Raw genomic sequence first — 17,487 nt, forward strand, 5'->3', positions numbered from 1 at the left:
GCCGGGGCCGTGGAAACGGGACACTAACCTCGGGCACGGTCGGGTGCAGGGGCTGGAGGGAACGTGACGTCGTCGAACGGGCCGTCGGCTGCCGCACCCGTACCCGGGAGCAGGTCCGCGGCTCCGGGCGTGGGTGACCGGGAAGCCCTCCCGGACCGCATCTGGACCCTGCCGAACGCCCTCTCGGTGCTCCGCCTGCTCGGCGTGCCGCTGTTCCTGTGGCTGCTGCTGGGGCCGGAGGAGGACGGCTGGGCGCTGGTCGTCCTCATGGTCTCCGGCTTCACCGACTGGCTCGACGGGAAGCTCGCCCGCTGGCTGGACCAGGGCAGCAAGCTGGGCGCCCTGCTGGACCCGGCCGCCGACCGGCTCTACATCGTCTCCACCCTGGTCGCGCTCGCGCTGCGCGAGATCGTGCCGGTGTGGCTGGTGGCGCTGCTCGTCGGCCGGGAGCTGGTGCTCGGCGTCCTGCTGCTGGTGCTGCGGGCGCACGGCTACCCGCCGCTGCAGGTGCACTACCTGGGCAAGGCCGCCACCTTCCTGCTGCTCTACGCCTTCCCGGGGCTCCTCATCGCCACCGGGGACGGCACGCTGGCCACCGTCACGGCGCCGTTCGCCTGGGCGCTCACCATCTGGGGGACGGCGCTGTACCTGCTCGCCGGCCTCTTCTACGTCATCCAGGTGGTCGGGCTGCTGGCCGCCGATCGGTCGGCCCGCACGGGGAGCCGCCGGTGACCCGCAGGCGGCCGCCCGGGGGCGCGCGCTCGCTGGGTGCCTCCCTGCTCGACGACGTGCTCGCCGAGACGCTCGACCCCGCGTACGCGCAGGCCGCCGCCGCACGGGAGGAGCGGGGGGAGCAGCCCCGCCGTGGCCGCGGGCGGGTGCTGGTGGCGCTCACGATGGCCGTGGCCGGACTGCTGGCGACGGTCACCTACGACCAGGCGGCCGACAAGGCGCAGGGCCGGCAGGAGATCCGCGAGGCGCTGGTCCGGGACATCCAGGACGAGTCCGCCCTCAGCGACGAGCTGGCGGCGCAGCTGGAGGAGCTGCGCGCCGAGGTCAGCCGGACCAGCGACGACCTGCTGGCGGCCACCGCGGTGGGCCAGCGGGCGCTGGACGCCCTGGCGCGGGCCGAGCAGGGCACCGCGGCCGTGCCCGTCGCCGGGCCGGGCCTGCTGGTCACCCTCGCCAACGCCGAGGCCGACGCCGACGACGACCCGCTGGGCGGGACGGCGGGGGAGGAGCAGGACGTGCGGGTGGCCGACGGCGACCTGCAGCTGGTGGTGAACGCCCTGTGGGCGGCCGGTGCGGAGGCGATCAGCATCAACGGGCAGCGGCTGGGCCCGACCAGCGCCATCCGGTTCGCCGGCGAGGCGGTGCTCGTGGACTTCCGCCCGGTGACCAACCCGTACGAGGTCCGGGCCATCGGCGACCCGGACGCGCTCGCCAACGCCTTCCTCGCCAACCCCGAGGTGGTGTCCCTCGCGCGGTTCTCCGCGTCCGCGGGCCTGCGTTTCGAGTTCGCCAAGGAGGAGGAGCTGTCCCTGCCCGCCGCCAGCCCGCCCGAGCTCCGCGCCGCCGAACCGGTCGGTGCCCACCGCGCCGCCGGCACCGATCCCACTCCCGGAGGCTGACGCCGTGATCCCGATCCTCGGCCTCGCGGCCGGCGTCATCCTCGGCCTCGTCTTCGACCCGACCGTGCCGCTGTGGCTCCAGCCCTACCTGCCGATCGCCGTCGTCGCGGCCCTGGACGCCGTGTTCGGTGGCTTCCGCGCCCGCCTGGACGGCATCTTCGACGCGAAGGTCTTCGTCATCTCCTTCGTGTCGAACGTTGTGGTGGCCGCGCTGATCGTCTTCCTGGGCGACCAGCTCGGCGTCGGCGCGCAGCTGTCCACCGCGGTCGTCGTCGTCCTCGGCATCCGCATCTTCGGCAACGCCGCGGCCATCCGGCGGCACGTGTTCCGCGCATGAGCGAGCCGCGGCCACCCGGCGCACCGCCACCGGACGGCGCGGACGCCGTCGCCGAGGGTTCCGGGCCGGCCGCCCCGACCAGGCCGGCCGCTCCGGCGCGGCGGCGCCGGGACCTGCTGGCCGCCGCGCTCATCGGCGTCCTGACCCTGCTGCTCGGCTTCGCCCTCGCCGTGCAGGTCCGCAACGCCGACGAGGCGCAGATGCTGGCCGGTGCGCGGGAGGAGGACCTGGTCCGGATCCTGGACGAGCTGGGCAGCCGCGAGGAGCGGCTCCGGGCCCAGCTCGCCGAGCAGCGGGCGGCCCTGCGCGAGCTCGGCGGCTCCGGCAGCCGGACCGGGAACGCCCTGCAGGAGGCGCGCCGGCGCGCGGAGTCCCTCGGCATCCTGAACGGCACCCTGCCCGCCCAGGGGCCCGGGCTCACGCTCGCGATCGCCGACCCCGCGGGCGACGTCCGGGTCTCCGACGTCATCGACGTGATCCAGGAGCTGCGCGGAGCGGGGGCGGAGACGATGCAGGTCGACGGCGTCCGCATCGGCCTGTCGACCGCCGTCACGGGGACCACCGGGAACCTCCGGGTCGACGGCGTGCCGCTGCGCTCCCCGTACGAGTTCGTGGTGCTCGGTGACCCGCAGGGCATGGAGACCGCGATGAACATCCCGGGCGGGGTCGTGCAGCGCATCGAGCGCCGCGGCGGCACCGTCCGGATCACCCAGTCACCCGACCTCGTCGTGGACGCGTTGCGGCCCCTGGACCGCCCTCAATACGCTTCGCCCGACACCGGCGGCTGAACCCGCTCGTGCACCGCACCGACGACCAGCCCCCAGCCAGCCTTGGAGACGAGCGCCGCATGAGCACGCCCGACGACCGCCGTTACACCGACCAGCACGAGTGGGCGCTGGTGCAGGGCACCGACGGCACGTCGACCGTCGTCCGGGTCGGCATCACCGACCACGCGCAGGACGCGCTGGGTGACATCGTCTTCGTGCAGCTGCCCGAGGTGGGCCAGGAGGTGGGCCCGGGGACCGCCATCGGCGAGGTGGAGTCCACCAAGTCCGTCTCCGACGTCTACGCGCCCGTCTCCGGGGTCGTGGCGGCGGTGAACGAGCGCCTCACCGACGCCCCGGAGACCATCAACGCCGATCCCTACGGCGAGGGCTGGCTGGTCGACATCGCGGTGCCGGGAGAGGGTGGCGACCCGATCGGGCAGCTGCTCGACGCCGACGCCTACCAGGCCCTGGTCGACGGGTCGTGACCGGCCCGCCGGGAGGCTGCTTCCCGGCATCGATCACTATGATCCCGCTGGGGTCGGGAACTGCGGGGGAGCTGCCGGGAACCCGCCCGCCCCGGCTCCGCACGTCCGGTTGACCCTCGGGCCGACCGGCTGGTTCCATGACCCACGGTCCGCCGCCCTTCCGCGGCGGCCGACCCACGGCGGGCCGACCGGCCCACCGTCCGCCGGCCGCCCGCGGCCCGTTCGAGGGCCGCGGCGGGCCCCTCGCACCGGAGGAGACGCAACGTGCACTGCACTCGATGTGGCCACGAGAACCCCGAGGGCAGTCGCTTCTGCGCGCAGTGCGGTGCGGCGCTGGCCCCCGAGCGCATCGGCGAGGCCACCAGCGTGATCCCGAAGGTCGGCGGTGAGGACTCCGGCGACCAGCCCGAGGTCACCGAGGCGGCCGACGCGCACGCGGGCGCCGTGGAGTCGCTGCCGGCGGGCTCGGCGCTGCTGGTGGTCAAGCGCGGCCCCAACGCCGGGAGCCGCTTCCTGCTCGACCAGGACGTCACGACGGCCGGCCGGCACCCCGACAGCGACATCTTCCTCGACGACGTCACGGTCAGCCGCCGGCACGTCGAGTTCCACCGCGAGGGCGGCGGATTCTCCGTGCACGACGTGGGCAGCCTCAACGGCACCTACGTCAACCGGGAGCCGGTCGACGTCGCCAACCTCGCCGGTGGCGACGAGGTGCAGATCGGCAAGTTCCGGCTCGTGTACCTGACCGGCCCGCGCACGGGCGAGCCGGCCGCTCGCTAGTGCACCGATCGGCGATCTTCCGCATGTGGGGACCGCGGCCGGGGACACCGCGACGGTGCCCCGGCGAGAGAGGGGCGTGACGGCCGTGCCCGAGCGTGAGCGTGCGCTCGGGGACGCCGGCGACCAGCACGCGCCCCGCCTGACCATCGGCGAGGTGCTGGCTGTCCTTCGCGACGACTTCCCCGACGTGACGATCAGCAAGATCCGCTACCTGGAGTCCGAGGACCTGGTCCACCCGCAGCGCACCCCCTCCGGGTACCGGAAGTTCTCGCGGGCAGACGTCAGCCGGCTGCGGTACGTGCTCACCGCCCAGCGGGACCACTACCTGCCGCTCCGGGTGATCAAGGACCAGCTGGACGCCCTGGACCGCGGTGAGCCGCTGCCCGGCACCGCCGGCGCGTCGGCGCCGCTGCCCCCCGCCTCCACCGGGGAGGGGGCGGTGGCGCCGCTCACCGCCGAGCAGTTCGCCCGGGCCGCCGGGCTGGAGCCGGAGCAGCTGGCCGACTGCGTGCAGTTCGGTCTCCTGGCCACCGACGCCGACGGCCGGCACCCCGCCGCGGACCTGCCCATCGCGCGGGCGGCGGCGGGGCTGGCGCGGCACGGCATCGAGCCGCGGCACCTGCGGGTCTACCGCAGCGCCGTGGAGCGCGAGGCCGGGCTCGTCGAGCAGCTCGTCGCCCCGGTCCTGCGGGCCCGCTCCGAGGAGGCCCGCACCCGGGCGACCGAGAAGCTGCAGGAGCTCGCCGCGCTCTCCGCGCAGCTGCACACGGCACTGCTCGAGACGCGCCTGCGGGACCTCCTGCGCCCCTGAGCGGGCGTACCGTGGACCCGTCGCCGCCCGAGCCCGACCGACGGGCCGACGGGTCACCGGCCGCCTGACCACATCGTCCCGCCCGAACCAGGGCCAGCCGAGGGAGCCGCACCGTGCAGGAGCTTCGAGTCGTCGGCGTCCGCGTCGAACTGCCAGGCAACCAGCCGATCCTGCTGCTGAAGGAGACGCAGGGCGAGCGCTACCTGCCGATCTGGATCGGCGCCGTCGAGGCGGCGGCCATCGCGTTCGAGCAGCAGGGCGTCCGTCCGGCCCGTCCGATGACCCACGACCTCCTCCGCGAGGTGGTGAAGACGCTGGGCGCGGAGCTGGAGGCGGTCAACATCACCGAGATGCGCGACGGCATCTACATCGCCGAGCTGGTCTTCGGGGACGACCGCATCGTCAGCGCCCGGCCGTCGGACGCGGTGGCGCTCGCCGTCCGCACCGGGGCGCCGATCTTCGGCGCCGACGACCTGCTCGACGAGGTCGGCATCGAGATCCCCGACGAGCAGGAGGACGAGGTGGAGAAGTTCCGCGAGTTCCTCGACCAGATCTCGCCCGAGGACTTCGGCGCCGGGTCGGGATCCGGCGGCGGCCCCACCTGATCGAGGGTCCGGAGCCGGCCCTCGCCCGCCGCGTGGCCGGGCCGTTCCCGGCCCAACCGGTGACCATCGGCAGGGGACCGCCGGTCCTCCACCCGAAATGATGAGTGGAGCGACACGCCGCCCCGCTCAGTTGACCGGCCCCCTGGCCCGGCTTACCGTCGGCGAACAACAGCGGTGTGACACCTGGGATCTCGGGTGCCGAGCCGTCGACCTGCCGCAGTCGTGGCGGGACAGAGGAGGACGCTGGACGTGAGCGACCAGAGCAACGGCTCGCAGGGTCAGCTGTTCAGCGACGCCGCAGTCGGGGCGCCGCAGTACGACGAGGTCGACACCGACCTCGTCGGCTACCGCGGACCGACCGCCTGCGCCGCTGCCGGGATCACCTACCGCCAGCTGGACTACTGGGCCCGGACCGGTCTGGTCGCCCCGTCGGTGCGCAGCGCCACCGGATCGGGCACCCAGCGGCTCTACTCCTTCCGCGACATCCTGGTGCTCAAGGTCGTCAAGCGGCTGCTGGACACCGGCGTCTCGCTGCAGAACATCCGCAAGGCCGTCGACCACCTCCGCCAGCGCGGGGTGAAGGAGCTGGCCAACGTCACGCTCTTCTCCGACGGTGCGACGGTCTACGAGTGCACCTCCGCCGAGGAGGTCGTCGACCTGCTCGCCGGCGGGCAGGGCGTCTTCGGCATCGCCGTCTCCGGCGCCCTCCGCGAGCTCTCCGGTGAGCTGGCCGAGCTGCCGGCCGAGCGGATCGACGGCGGCCAGGTCGTCCCCACCGACGACGAGCTGTCGATGCGCCGGCGCCGCCGGGCCGCCACCGCCTGAACCACCCGTCCACGACGGGCCCCGACCGCTCGGCGGTCGGGGCCTTTCGCTTCTCGTGCCGCCGGGTCTGGGTGCGGCCCGTCGCCGGTGGACGCCGCTGCCGGCGGGCGCGGGGAGTTCCTCCGGTGCGCTGGTAGCGTCGTTGCAATGGTCGACCGTGCCGGTGCCATGGCGGAGCCGTCGGGGGAGATCCTCCCGCCGCTCGCCGGGCCGCTGCCCTCCCTGAACGCCCTGGACACCGCCGGTTCCTTCGCCGGCCGCCACATCGGGCCGCGCCCGGGTGACACCGCCGCGATGCTCGAGGCCGTGGGCCATCCGTCGCTGGAGTCGCTGGTCGACGCCTGCGTGCCGGAGGGCGTGCGCGACCGCGCCCCGCTGGACCTGCCACCGGCCGAGGACGAGGCCGCGGTGCTGGCCATGCTCCGCGAACGGGCGGCGGCCAACGAGGTCCTCACCTCGATGATCGGCCTGGGCTACTACGGCACGCTCACCCCGGCGGTCATCCAGCGGACCGTGCTGGAGAACCCGGCCTGGTACACCGCCTACACGCCGTACCAGCCGGAGATCAGCCAGGGCCGGCTCGAGGCGCTGATCAACTTCCAGACGACGGTCGCCGACCTCACCGGCCTGCCGGTCGCCGGCGCCTCGATGCTCGACGAGGCCACCGCCGCGGCCGAGGCCATGACCCTGGTCCGCCGCGCCGGCCGGGCGACGAGCGACGCGGTGTTCGTCGTCGACGCCGACACGCTGCCGCAGACCCTGGGCGTGCTGCGGACCCGTGCCGAGCCGCTGGGCATCCGGCTGCACGTCACCGACCTGTCGGCCGGCTGGCCCACGGACCTGCCCGAGGCCGGCGCGTTCGGCGTCCTGCTGTCCTACCCGGGCGCCAGCGGCGCGGTCCGCGACCACCGGGCGCTGGTGGCGGCGGCGCACGAGGCCGGCGCCGCGGTGGTCGTGGCCGCCGACCTGCTCGCCCTGACGCTGCTGGAGGCCCCGGGGGAGTGGGGCGCCGACGTCGCGTGCGGGACGACCCAGCGCTTCGGCGTCCCGATGGGGTTCGGCGGTCCGCACGCCGGCTACCTGTCGGTCCGCGAGGGCCTGGCCCGCCAGCTGCCCGGCCGCCTGGTCGGCGTCTCGGTGGACGCCGACGGCGACGTCGCCTACCGGCTGGCGCTGCAGACCCGCGAGCAGCACATCCGCCGCGAGAAGGCGACCAGCAACATCTGCACCGCCCAGGTGCTCCTGGCCGTCATGGCCGGCGCCTACGCGGTCTACCACGGCCCGGAGGGGCTGGCGGCGATCGCGGCGCGGGTGCACCGCAGCGCCACCACGCTGGCCGGCTGGCTGACCGCCGGCGGCCTGCGGCTGGCGCACGACCGCTTCTTCGACACCCTCGCCGTGACCGTGCCCGGCCGCGCCGCGGACGTGGTCGCCGCCGCCGCGGAGCGGCGGATCAACCTGCGTCGGGTCGACGACGACACCGTCGCGGTCGCCTGCGACGAGACGACGACGCCGGCGATCCTGCGCGACGTCGCCGCGGCGTTCGGCGTGGCCGCCGACGACACGGCGCCGGCCGACGACGGCGCCGACGCGCTGCCGTCCGGGCTCCGCCGCCGGACGCCGTTCCTCACCCACCCGGTCTTCTCCGCGCACCGCTCGGAGACCGCGATGCTGCGCTACCTGCGCGCGCTCAGCGACAAGGACCTGGCGCTGGACCGCACGATGATCCCGCTGGGCTCGTGCACGATGAAGCTCAACGCCGCGACGGAGATGGCCGCGATCACCTGGCCGGAGTTCGCGAACCTGCACCCGTTCGTGCCCGCCGAGCAGGCGCGGGGCTACGCCCGGCTGATCGAGGAGCTGTGCGCCGGGCTGGCCGAGGTCACCGGGTACGCCGCGGTGAGCGTGCAGCCCAACGCCGGGTCGCAGGGCGAGTTCGCCGGCCTGCTGGCCATCCGCGGCTACCACCGGTCGCGCGGGGACGAGCAGCGCGACGTCTGCCTGATCCCCAGCTCCGCGCACGGCACCAACGCCGCCAGCGCCGTCATGGCAGGCATGCGGGTGGTCGTGGTCGCCTGCGACGAGGCGGGCAACGTCGACCTGGCCGACCTGCGCGCCAAGGTGGATCAGCACGCCGAGCGGCTGGCCGCGATCATGCTCACCTACCCGTCGACCCACGGGGTGTTCGAGACCGAGGTGCAGGAGATCTGCGCCGCGGTGCACGACGCCGGCGGTCAGGTGTACGTCGACGGCGCCAACCTCAACGCGCTGGTCGGGCTGGCCCGGCCGGGCCGGTTCGGCTCCGACGTGAGCCACCTGAACCTGCACAAGACCTTCTGCATCCCGCACGGGGGCGGCGGCCCCGGGGTGGGCCCGATCGGCGTCCGGGAGCACCTGGTGCCGTTCCTGCCCAACCACCCGGTCGTGCCGGCCGCCGGCCCGGAGACCGGTCCGGGACCGGTGTCGGCCGCGCCGTGGGGATCGGCGGACATCCTGCCCATCTCCTGGGCCTACATGCGGCTCATGGGCCCCGACGGGCTGACCCGGGCCACCCAGCACGCCATCCTGGCGGCCAACTACCTGGCCGAGCGGCTCCGCGAGCACTACCCCGTGCTCTACACCGGCACGAACGGGCTCGTGGCGCACGAGTGCATCCTCGACATCCGGCCGCTCACCAAGGCCACCGGCGTCACCAACGACGACATCGCCAAGCGGCTGATCGACTTCGGGTTCCACGCGCCGACGATGAGCTTCCCGGTGGCGGGCACGCTCATGGTCGAGCCCACCGAGAGCGAGGACAAGGCCGAGCTCGACCGGTTCGTCGAGGCGATGGTCACCATCCGCGGCGAGATCGAGAAGGTCGCCACGGGGGAGTTCGACCGCACCGACAACCCGCTGCGCAACGCCCCGCACACGCTGGCGATGCTGGCGGGGGAGTGGGGTCGCCCCTATCCCCGGACGACGGCGGTCTACCCGGTGCGCGGCCTGCAGGGGCGCAGCTACCTCAGCCCGGTCCGGCGGATCGACCAGGCGTACGGCGACCGCAACCTCGTCTGCTCGTGCCCGCCGCCCGAGGCGTTCGCCGAGCACGACTTCGACGAGCACGCCCCGAGCGCGGACGGATCGACCCCGGAGCGGTCGGCCGGGGCGCCCGACGACCTGGGCACGACCGCCGACGTCGTGGGCGCTCAGGCGTAGGGCGCAGCACCCGCGGCGGGGGAGCGGGGCGTCGGCCCGGCGGTCAGGCGCTGACGAGGTCGGGCGCCAGCCACACGTGGTGGTCGGGGAACGCCCGGCCGTCGGGGAGCAGCTCGCCGTCGTCGTCGAACAGGACGACGCCGTTGCAGAGCAGGCGCCACCCCTGCTCGGGGTGGCTGCGCACCACCGCGGCGAGGTCGCGGGCCTCGCTGGCGGGCTCGGGGCAGGGGGTGCGGTGGGTGCACATGGCGGCTCTCATCCGTTACGCCGGGGTAGGTCGGCAGTCACTGGCAGTGCTCGTCCGATCACCGGACTTGTCCAGTCTCGGCCTGGCTGCCCCGTTGGTCACGTGATGACAGTCACATGGTCACCCGTCGGGGTCGGCAGAACCTGCCATGGTGCCGAAGTGTCCTGCGAAGGCGGGCCGGTGCCGACGGCGGTACGCGGCGGGTCAGAGCTTGCGGAGCAGCACCCGGCGCACGGAGTGGTCGGCCGACTTCTGCAGCACCAGCCGGGCGCGCGACCGCGTCGGCGCGATGTTGTGCCGCAGGTTCGGGCCGTTCACCGCCGACCAGATGTCGAGCGCCGTCTCGCGGGCCTGCTCGTCGGTCAGGGCGGCGAAGCGGTGGAAGTATGCGGTGGAGTCCTGGAACGCCGTCCGCCGCAGCGCAAGGAAGCGCTCGACGTACCAGCGCTGGATGTCGGCCTCGGCGGCGTCGACGTAGACCGAGAAGTCGAAGAAGTCCGACAGGAAGATCTCCGGCGCGGATCCGTCCGTGCGGCGCCCGGCCTGCAGCACGTTGAGCCCCTCGAGCACGAGGATGTCGGGGCGGTCCACCGCCTGGACCCGTCCCGGCACGATGTCGTAGGACCGGTGGTCGTACACCGGCGCGAACACCTCCTCGCGGCCGGACTTCACGTCGGCCAGGAAGCGCAGCAGCGCCCGGCGGTCGTAGCTCTCCGGAAAGCCCTTGCGGCCCAGCAGCCTCCGCTCCTCGAGCACCGCGTTGGGCAGCAGGAAGCCGTCGGTGGTCACCAGGTCGACCCGGGGCGCGCCGGGGGTTGCCGCCAGCAGCGTCTGCAGCAGGCGGGCGGTGGTGCTCTTGCCGACGGCGACGCTTCCGGCGACGGCGATGACGAACGGCACCTTGGCGGTCGCGTTCCCCAGGAACTCGCTCTGCGCGGCCCACAGCCGGCGGCTGGCCGTGACGTGCAGGCTCAGCAGCCGGGCCAGCGGGAGGTAGACGGTGGCCACCTCGTCGAGGTCGATGCGGTCGCCCAGGGAGGCCAGCGTGTCCAGCTCGGCCGCGTCCAGCGGCAGGCTGGAGCCGGCCGCGAGCGCCCGCCACGAGTCGCGGTCGAACACCGCGTAGGGCGAGATGGAGCCACGTGTCCCAGCCGTCACGGACCCCATCGTGCCGTCCCACCCGGAGGCGACCTGCGCGCGGGTCACCCGGGCGGGTGGGCAGGGCCCGGCCGGCCGGTGGGGAAGCACCCCGGCGGGACGCCGCACGTCTAGGGTTCTCCCGTGCCTTCCCGCCCGGGACTGCTCGAGTGCATCGAGCGGTACTTCACCGCAGCGCCGCTGCCGGACGCGCGGATCGAGAGCGCCGGAGCCCTCGACGTCCCGATCGCTGAGTCCACCTGGCCCTATCCGGCCCGGCCCCGGAAGGACGCCGGAGCGGTCACCGCCGACGACGTGCGCGGTGCGATCGCGCTGCAGCGGGCCGCCGGTCTGCCGGCCGCCCTGGAATGGATCCCCGAGCGCGTCCCCGGGGTGGCCGCCGCCGCCCGCGCCGCGGGGATGACGGTCGAGGAGCTGCCGTTGCTGGTGGCCGACGACCCGGTCGACGTGGTGCTGCCGGCGGGGGTGCGGCTGTTCCTGGTCGGCGCCGAGGACCCGGAGCTGCCGCATTACCAGCAGCTCGCCGTCCTGGCCTTCGCGCACCCCGGTGGGCCGGCCGACGTGCACGAGGTGCCGACCGACACCTCGCCGGAGGCGGCCGCGCGCACCGCCGTCCTCCGGGAGCGGATCGCCGAGGGGCGGACCGTGATGATCGTGGCGATCGAGAACGGGACCCCGGTCGCGGTCGGCTCGCACCAGCCGGTGGACCTCGACGGCACCGAGGTCAGCGAGATCGTCGGGGTGGCGACGTTGCCCCGGCTGCGCGGCCGCGGCCTCGGGGCCGGCCTGGCCTCGGCGCTGGCCGCGCACGCCCGGGAGACCGCCGACCTGGTGTTCCTGGCCGCCGGTGACGACGACGTGGCGCGGGTGTACGAGCGCATCGGCTTCGCCCGCATCGCCACCACCGCCGTCGCCGAGCTGCCGCCCGAGGAGTAGCCGGCCGCCGGCTCAGCTGTTCCCCGGGGCCGGGAGGCGGGCGGCGATCGCCTCCCCGGCCGCGCTGAGCGCCGCGCGTGCCGGGTCGTAGCCGACCGACCGCGGGACCTCGCTGAGCAGCACGACGACCCGCGAGCCGAGCACGGCGACCGAGTGCAGGTGGCGCCGGCCGTCCACGCAGCACATCCAGCCCTGCTTCACGGCCGGTTCGCCGGGCAGCGTGCCGAACAACCCGAACCGCTGGTCGAACCCGTCGGCGGCCTCGGGCGTCGCCTCCCGCATCCATCCGAGCACGGCCGCCGCGTCCTCGGGGTGGGCGACCACGGGCAGCCCGGCGAGGAACCGGGCCACGTCCCGGGCCGTCGTGACCGCCTGGCCCCACTGCCCGGGGATGCGCGCCGGCGGCGGGCCGGTGCCCGCCAGGCCGTAGCGGGCGGCCACGTCGCGCACCATCTGCCCGCCGCCGAAGCGCACCCACAGGGTGGAGGCCGCGGGATCGTCGGAGCGGCGGATCATGTCGCGCAGCAGGTCGCGGTCGGCGGCCGCGAGGTCGAGGGAGCCGGCGCGGGCCCGGCCGAGGATGTCCTCGGCCATGAAGAGCTTGACCATCGACGCGGTCGGGAACGGCCGGCCGGCCACCGGGCCGTTGTCGGAGCGGTAGGCGGCCCGGCGGGCCGCGCGCGCCTCGGCGGCGCGGACGCTGCCCTCGGTGATCCGGGCGTGCTGCCGGGCGACCACGACCGCGAGCGTGCCGTCCGCCCCGTAGGCCTGCGCCGCAGCGGCCACGAGCCGGTCCGGAGGCGGTCCACCGGCCGCCGCGCGCCCGGGGAGGGCCCATCCGAGCGCCAGCAGGTGGACCACGGTGAGCAGGGCCACCACACGTGCGCTTCGCCCGGAGCCGGGCCGTTGTCGGGCCACCGGATGAGACACGCTGGGTTCATGCCCCGGCCGGTCGCCGCCTCACCGGGATGGATGAAGGTTCATGCACCGGCGGGGTGGCCGTGCCGCTGTGCGACCGGACGGCCGCACAGCGGCAGTACCTCACTGCTGCTCGTAGGTGGCGACCAGCGTGGCCCGCGCCAGGGTGTGGAAGAACAGGTTGAACCCCAGCACCGCGGGCGTGGCGTCGGCGTCGACGTCCAGCCGCTCGGTGTCGACGGCGTGCACCACCACGAAGTAGCGGTGCGGTCCGTCGCCGGCCGGGGGAGCGGCCCCCACGAAGCCGGCGAAGCCGCCGTCGTTGCGCAGCTGCACCGCCCCCTCCGGGAGCTGCGGGGCGTCCTTGTCGCCGGCGCCGGAGGGCAGTTCGGTGACCGACGCCGGGATGTTCGCGACCGCCCAGTGCCAGAAGCCGCTGGCGGTGGGCGCGTCGGGGTCGTAGACGGTGACGGCGAAGCTGCGGGTGTCCTCCGGGAAACCGGACCAGGAGAGCTGCGGCGAGCGGTCCTCGCCGCCGGCGCCCATGACGCCACTGACCTGCGGCATCGGCAGCTTCTCGCCGTCGGACACGTCGCTGCTGGTGACGGAGAAGCCCGGCACCTGCGGCAGGAAGTCGTAGGGGTTCGGTGGGGTGGGCCGGTCGGCCATGGTGGTCCTCTCCCTCGGTAGCGGTGCAACGGCTGGTCGGATCCGCCGGGGCGTTCCTCGTCGGACCCTAGGCAGCCACGCCCGGCAGCGCCCGTCGGCGGTCGCGACACCGGAGTGCCGTCGTCCCGACACGTGCGTGGCGCACGACGCCGGTAGCGTCGCGGCGTGTCCACTCCGCGATCGGTCGGCCTCCCGGACGGCGTCCGGGCCTGCCTGTTCGACCTCGACGGCGTCCTCACCCGGACGGCGACGGTGCACATGGCGGCCTGGAAGCGCACCTTCGACGAGTTCCTCCGCGCCCGGGACCCGGCGGCGCCGGAGTTCACGCAGGAGGACTACAACCGCCACGTCGACGGCAAGCACCGCGCCGACGGGGTCCGGGACTTCCTGGTCAGCAGAGGGATCACCCTGCCGGAAGGCACCGCGGGGGACCCGCCGGACGCCGACACCGTCCAGGGCGTGGCGAGCCGGAAGAACGTCCTGGTGCTCGCCGAGCTCGACGAGCACGGTGTCGAGGTCTACGAGGAGGCGGTCCGCTACCTGCGGGCGGTGCGCGAGGCCGGGCTGGCGACCGCCGTGGTCACCGCCTCGGCCAACGGGGAGCGGGTCGTGTCGGCCGGGGGGTTCGCCGATCTCGTCGACGTCCGGGTGGACGGGCTGACCGCCAAGCGCGACGGGCTGTCCGGCAAGCCCGCCCCCGACACCTTCCTCGCCGCCGCCCGGGCGCTCGGGGTGGCGCCCGGTGAGGCGGTCGTGTTCGAGGACGCCGTCGCCGGCGTGGCCGCCGGCCGGGCAGGCGATTTCGGCTTCGTCGTCGGCGTGGACCGGGTCGGGCAGGCCGACGAGCTGCGCGCGGCCGGGGCCGATGTCGTCGTCGCCGAACTCGTCGAGCTGCTGGAGGAGCGGTGACCGAGGGCCGGGCCGTCTTCCCGGTCGAGCCGTGGGCGCTGACCGAGGTGGGGCTGGACCGCGGCAGCCTGGCCGTGCACGAGTCGGTCTTCGCGCTGGCCAACGGGCACCTGGGCATGCGCGGCTCCCTGGAGGAGGGCGAGCCGGTCGTCGTGCCGGGCACCTACCTCAACGGCTTCTTCGAGGAGCGGCCGCTGCCCTACGCCGAGGCGGGCTACGGATTTCCGGAGATGGGGCAGACCGTCGTCAACGTGACCGACGGCAAGCTCATCCGGCTGCTGGTCAAGGACTCCCCGCTGGACCTGAACTACGGCGAGGTGATCGACCACCGCCGGACCCTCGACCTGCGCGCCGGGGTGCTGCGCCGGTCCACCGAGTGGCGGTCGCCCAGCGGGCGCACGGTGCGGGTGACGAGCACCCGGCTGGTGTCGCTGGCCCGCCGCTCGATCGCGGCGATCGAGTACCAGGTGGAGGTCACCGACGACCTCGGGGACCTCTACGTCGCCCTGCAGTCGGACCTGCTGGCCAACGACGACGGCGCGCCCGCCGACGACGGCGACCCCCGCGCGGCCGCCGCCCTCGCCCGCCCGCTGGAGTGCGAGCTGGCCGCCGGGCGCGGCCGCCGGGCGGTGCTGGTGCACCGCACGAAGCGCAGCCGGCTGCGCATGGCCGCCGGCATGGACCACCTCATCCAGATCCCCGACAGCTGCACCGAGGACATCGAGGCCGGCGGGGACCTCGCCCGCTACACCCTCGCCGCCCGCATCCCGCCCGGCGGATCGCTGAAGCTGGTCAAGTTCCTGGCCTACGGCTGGTCCTCGCGGCGGTCGGGTGCGGCGCTGCGCGACCAGGTGGAGGCCGCCCTGGCGACGGCGAAGCTGGCCGGCTTCGAGCGGCTGCTGCGCGAGCAGCGGGAGCTGCTCGACCAGCACTGGGACGAGGCCGACGTCGAGATCGAGGGCGACGACGAGCTGCAGCAGGCCGTGCGCCTGGGGATGTTCCACGTCCTGCAGGCCGGCCTGCGCGGCGAGCGGCAGGCCATCCCCGCCAAGGGGCTCACCGGGCCCGGCTACGACGGCCACACGTTCTGGGACACCGAGACCTACGTGCTCCCGGTGCTCACCTACACCGCGCCCCAGGCCGCCCGGGACGCGCTGGTCTGGCGGCACACCACCCTGGCGCTGGCCCGGGAGCGGGCGCGGGTGCTGGGGCTGCGCGGCGCGGCCTTCCCGTGGCGGACCATCCGCGGCGAGGAGACCTCCGGCTACTGGCCGGCGGGGACGGCGGCCTTCCACATCAACGCCGACATCGCCGACGCCGTCGTCCGGTACCACGACGCCACCCTGGACGAGGCCTTCGACCGGGACTACGGCGCCGAACTGCTCGTCGAGACCGGCCGGCTGTGGGCCTCGCTGGGGCACTTCGACCCCGAGCACGGCTTCCGGATCGACGGCGTGACCGGGCCGGACGAGTACACGGCCGTGGTCGACAACAACGTCTACACGAACCTCATGGCGCAGCGGAACCTCCGCGAGGCCGCCGCGGCCGTGCGCCGGCAGCCCGACGTCGCCGGCCGGCTGTCGGTGACCGAGGAGGAGGTCGAGAAGTGGCTGCGGGCGGCGTCGCTGATGGCGGTGCCCTACGACACCCAGCGCGGCGTGCACATGCAGTCCGACGGCTTCACCCACCACGAGGAGTGGGACTTCACCGGCACCCCGCCGGAGAAGTTTCCGCTCCTGCTGCACTACCCCTACTTCGAGATCTACCGGAAGCAGGTGGTCAAGCAGGCCGACCTGGTGATGGCGCTGCACCTGCGGGGTGACGCGTTCACCCTCGAGGAGAAGATCGCCGACTTCGCCTACTACGAGGCACGGACCACCCGGGACTCGTCCCTGTCGGCCACCCAGCAGGCCGTCGTCGCCGCCGAGACCGGGCACCTGCAGCTGGCCTACGAGTACTGGGCCGAGGCGGCGCTGACCGACGTGCAGAACCTGCACCACAACTCCGGCCACGGGCTGCACATCGCCTCGATGGCGGGCGGGTGGACCGTTGCCGTCGCCGGGTTCGGCGGGCTGCGCGACCACGGCGGGGAGCTGACCTTCGCGCCACGGCTGCCCGAGCGGATCAGCCGGCTGCGGTTCCGGGTGGTCTACCGGGGCAGGAAGCTCACGGTGACCGTCGCGCGGGACCGGGCCACCTACCGCCTCGTCGACGGGGATCCGCTGGACATCCGGCACCACGGGCGGCAGGTCCGCATCGACCACGACGACCTCGTCCTGGACATCCCGCCGGCCCCGCAGGTGGCGCCGGCGCACCAGCCACCGGGCTGCGAGCCCCGGCGCCGCTCGCGCGGCTGACACGGCCTCCCGCCGTCCGTGCGCCGTAGCCACGGCGCTGCTACGACCGTTATCCCCAACAGCCGGTCGACCACAGCCGTGGTTCAGCCGAGCAACCACCTCACGCCCAGAACGAACGCACCGACGTCGACCAGCAGGAAGACCGCCACCCAGAACAACGCCGGGAACCGGGTCAGCCGGGCCAGCTGGTCGGCGTCGGAGTCCCGGGCACCGCGGCGCCGGCGGGCGGACTGCAGCTCCAGCACGGCGCGGGGGGCGGCCAGCAGCAGGAACCACGTGGCGACCGCGGCGAACGCCGACTGGCCCGCCGGGGGCAGCCACCAGGTGGCGGCGAAGACGATCCCGCCGGTGACCAGCACCGACCAGAGGCCGTACCAGTTGCGGATCTGCACCAGCAGCAGGGTGAGCAGGAGCAGCAGCGACCAGAGCAGCCCGATGGCGTGACCCGCGGCCAGCAACGCCGCGGCACCCAGCCCGAACAGGGCCGGGCCGGTGTACCCGGCGGCGCAGGTGAGCACCATGCCGAGCCCGGTCGGCCGGCCCGCGGAGACGGTCAGCCCGGAGGTGTCCGAGTGCAGCCGGATCCCGGACAGCCGCCGTCCGGTTGCCAGCGCCACCAGGCCGTGGGCGCCCTCGTGGGCGATCGTCACGACGTTCCGGGCCCGTCGCCAGAGCGCGGGGGAGAGGACCAGGAGGGCAGCGACCGCGGCAGTGGCGAGCAGCACCGTGGTGGAGAGTTCCGGGACCGTCGCCGTCACGCGTCCCCAGAACCGGGCGAGGGCCTCCACGCCCGGCAGTCAACCGCACGCGGCTGGGAGTTCCGGGGGAGCGCGCGGGGTGTCGACCGAGGGGGT

18 protein-coding genes are annotated in these 17,487 nt (G+C 74.5%); 13 read left to right on the forward strand and 5 right to left on the reverse strand.

All coding sequences use genetic code 11. The features are described from left to right. The first annotated feature begins 129 nt into the window (after nt 1-129). From ACI790_RS13525 to gcvP, 10 genes are all read left to right on the forward strand, one after another. Nucleotides 130-732, forward strand: coding sequence for a CDP-alcohol phosphatidyltransferase family protein (locus ACI790_RS13525; protein ID WP_456570291.1), 603 nt, complete (start codon nt 130-132; stop codon nt 730-732). Beyond that, on the forward strand, nt 729-1,631 hold the full coding sequence (locus ACI790_RS13530) for a DUF881 domain-containing protein (RefSeq protein WP_456570292.1): 903 nt from the start codon (nt 729-731) through the stop codon (nt 1,629-1,631). The genes ACI790_RS13525 and ACI790_RS13530 overlap by 4 nt, the downstream gene beginning before the upstream one ends. A 4-nt stretch (nt 1,632-1,635) precedes the next feature. Continuing rightward, entirely contained in the window at nt 1,636-1,968 is a 333-nt protein-coding gene (locus tag ACI790_RS13535; RefSeq protein WP_456570293.1) for a small basic family protein, read from the forward strand. Next, nucleotides 1,965-2,756, forward strand: coding sequence for a DUF881 domain-containing protein (locus ACI790_RS13540; RefSeq protein WP_456570294.1), 792 nt, complete (start codon nt 1,965-1,967; stop codon nt 2,754-2,756). Before ACI790_RS13535 ends, ACI790_RS13540 begins: the two co-directional genes overlap by 4 nt. 59 nt (nt 2,757-2,815) lie before the next feature. Further along, entirely contained in the window at nt 2,816-3,220 is a 405-nt protein-coding gene (gene gcvH, locus ACI790_RS13545) for a glycine cleavage system protein GcvH (protein ID WP_456570295.1), read from the forward strand. Nucleotides 3,221-3,484: 264 nt separating this feature from the next. Next, nucleotides 3,485-4,000: an oxoglutarate dehydrogenase inhibitor Odhl gene (gene odhI, locus ACI790_RS13550; protein ID WP_456570296.1), complete on the forward strand. Its 516-nt coding sequence runs from the start codon at nt 3,485-3,487 to the stop codon at nt 3,998-4,000. 85 nt (nt 4,001-4,085) lie between these two features. Then, nucleotides 4,086-4,811: a transcriptional regulator FtsR gene (ftsR, locus tag ACI790_RS13555; RefSeq protein WP_456570297.1), complete on the forward strand. Its 726-nt coding sequence runs from the start codon at nt 4,086-4,088 to the stop codon at nt 4,809-4,811. Nucleotides 4,812-4,924: 113 nt separating this feature from the next. Beyond that, nucleotides 4,925-5,416, forward strand: coding sequence for a bifunctional nuclease family protein (locus ACI790_RS13560; protein ID WP_456570298.1), 492 nt, complete (start codon nt 4,925-4,927; stop codon nt 5,414-5,416). Nucleotides 5,417-5,665: 249 nt separating this feature from the next. Further along, a complete protein-coding gene (locus tag ACI790_RS13565; RefSeq protein WP_456570299.1) occupies nt 5,666-6,241 on the forward strand; it encodes a MerR family transcriptional regulator in 576 nt (191 codons plus the stop codon). A gap of 147 nt (nt 6,242-6,388) precedes the next feature. Beyond that, nucleotides 6,389-9,439, forward strand: coding sequence for an aminomethyl-transferring glycine dehydrogenase (gene gcvP / locus ACI790_RS13570; RefSeq protein WP_456570300.1), 3,051 nt, complete (start codon nt 6,389-6,391; stop codon nt 9,437-9,439). A 43-nt stretch (nt 9,440-9,482) separates the two neighbouring features. Here gcvP and ACI790_RS13575 read toward each other — a convergent pair whose 3' ends face one another. Both ACI790_RS13575 and coaA read right to left on the reverse strand, forming a co-directional pair. Continuing rightward, complete coding sequence (locus ACI790_RS13575; RefSeq protein WP_456570301.1) at nt 9,483-9,686, reverse strand: DUF5999 family protein; 204 nt, start codon at nt 9,684-9,686, stop codon at nt 9,483-9,485. Nucleotides 9,687-9,890: 204 nt separating this feature from the next. Continuing rightward, on the reverse strand, nt 9,891-10,853 hold the full coding sequence (coaA, locus tag ACI790_RS13580; protein WP_456570410.1) for a type I pantothenate kinase: 963 nt from the start codon (nt 10,851-10,853) through the stop codon (nt 9,891-9,893). Between the two features lie 114 nt (nt 10,854-10,967). On the opposite strand from coaA, the gene ACI790_RS13585 reads away from it, so the two are divergent. Then, a complete protein-coding gene (locus ACI790_RS13585; RefSeq protein ID WP_456570302.1) occupies nt 10,968-11,780 on the forward strand; it encodes a GNAT family N-acetyltransferase in 813 nt (270 codons plus the stop codon). Nucleotides 11,781-11,792: 12 nt separating this feature from the next. Here the strand turns inward: ACI790_RS13585 and ACI790_RS13590 are convergent, their stop codons facing one another. Both ACI790_RS13590 and ACI790_RS13595 read right to left on the reverse strand, forming a co-directional pair. Further along, nucleotides 11,793-12,656, reverse strand: a complete 864-nt coding sequence (locus ACI790_RS13590) for a serine hydrolase (RefSeq protein ID WP_456570303.1) — start codon at nt 12,654-12,656, stop codon at nt 11,793-11,795. A 165-nt stretch (nt 12,657-12,821) separates the two neighbouring features. Next, nucleotides 12,822-13,367, reverse strand: a complete 546-nt coding sequence (locus ACI790_RS13595; RefSeq protein ID WP_456570304.1) for a YbhB/YbcL family Raf kinase inhibitor-like protein — start codon at nt 13,365-13,367, stop codon at nt 12,822-12,824. Nucleotides 13,368-13,532: 165 nt separating this feature from the next. On the opposite strand from ACI790_RS13595, the gene ACI790_RS13600 reads away from it, so the two are divergent. Continuing rightward, the gene (locus ACI790_RS13600) at nt 13,533-14,276 is read left to right on the forward strand and encodes an HAD family hydrolase (RefSeq protein WP_456570305.1); all 744 of its coding nucleotides are present in this window, start codon (nt 13,533-13,535) and stop codon (nt 14,274-14,276) included. Then, nucleotides 14,273-16,633, forward strand: coding sequence for a glycoside hydrolase family 65 protein (locus tag ACI790_RS13605; RefSeq protein ID WP_456570306.1), 2,361 nt, complete (start codon nt 14,273-14,275; stop codon nt 16,631-16,633). The genes ACI790_RS13600 and ACI790_RS13605 overlap by 4 nt, the downstream gene beginning before the upstream one ends. 83 nt (nt 16,634-16,716) lie before the next feature. Here ACI790_RS13605 and ACI790_RS13610 read toward each other — a convergent pair whose 3' ends face one another. Further along, nucleotides 16,717-17,421 (reverse strand): M50 family metallopeptidase, encoded by a 705-nt coding sequence (locus ACI790_RS13610; RefSeq protein WP_456570307.1) that lies wholly within the window; start codon nt 17,419-17,421, stop codon nt 16,717-16,719. Nucleotides 17,422-17,487 lie beyond the last annotated feature (66 nt).

The sequence above is a fragment of the Blastococcus sp. SYSU DS0539 genome, from assembly GCF_054050855.1.

Bases quoted from the DNA above. Each gene is read 5' to 3' on its own strand.
- gcvH (WP_456570295.1), top strand. From the start codon at position 2,816: ATGAGCACGCCCGACGACCGCCGTTACACCGACCAGCACGAGTGGGCG.
- ACI790_RS13595 (WP_456570304.1), bottom strand. From the start codon at position 13,367: ATGGCCGACCGGCCCACCCCACCGAACCCCTACGACTTCCTGCCGCAG.
- ACI790_RS13575 (WP_456570301.1), bottom strand. From the start codon at position 9,686: ATGTGCACCCACCGCACCCCCTGCCCCGAGCCCGCCAGCGAGGCCCGC.
- ACI790_RS13540 (WP_456570294.1), top strand. From the start codon at position 1,965: ATGAGCGAGCCGCGGCCACCCGGCGCACCGCCACCGGACGGCGCGGAC.
- gcvP (WP_456570300.1), top strand. From the start codon at position 6,389: ATGGTCGACCGTGCCGGTGCCATGGCGGAGCCGTCGGGGGAGATCCTC.
- coaA (WP_456570410.1), bottom strand. From the start codon at position 10,853: ATGGGGTCCGTGACGGCTGGGACACGTGGCTCCATCTCGCCCTACGCG.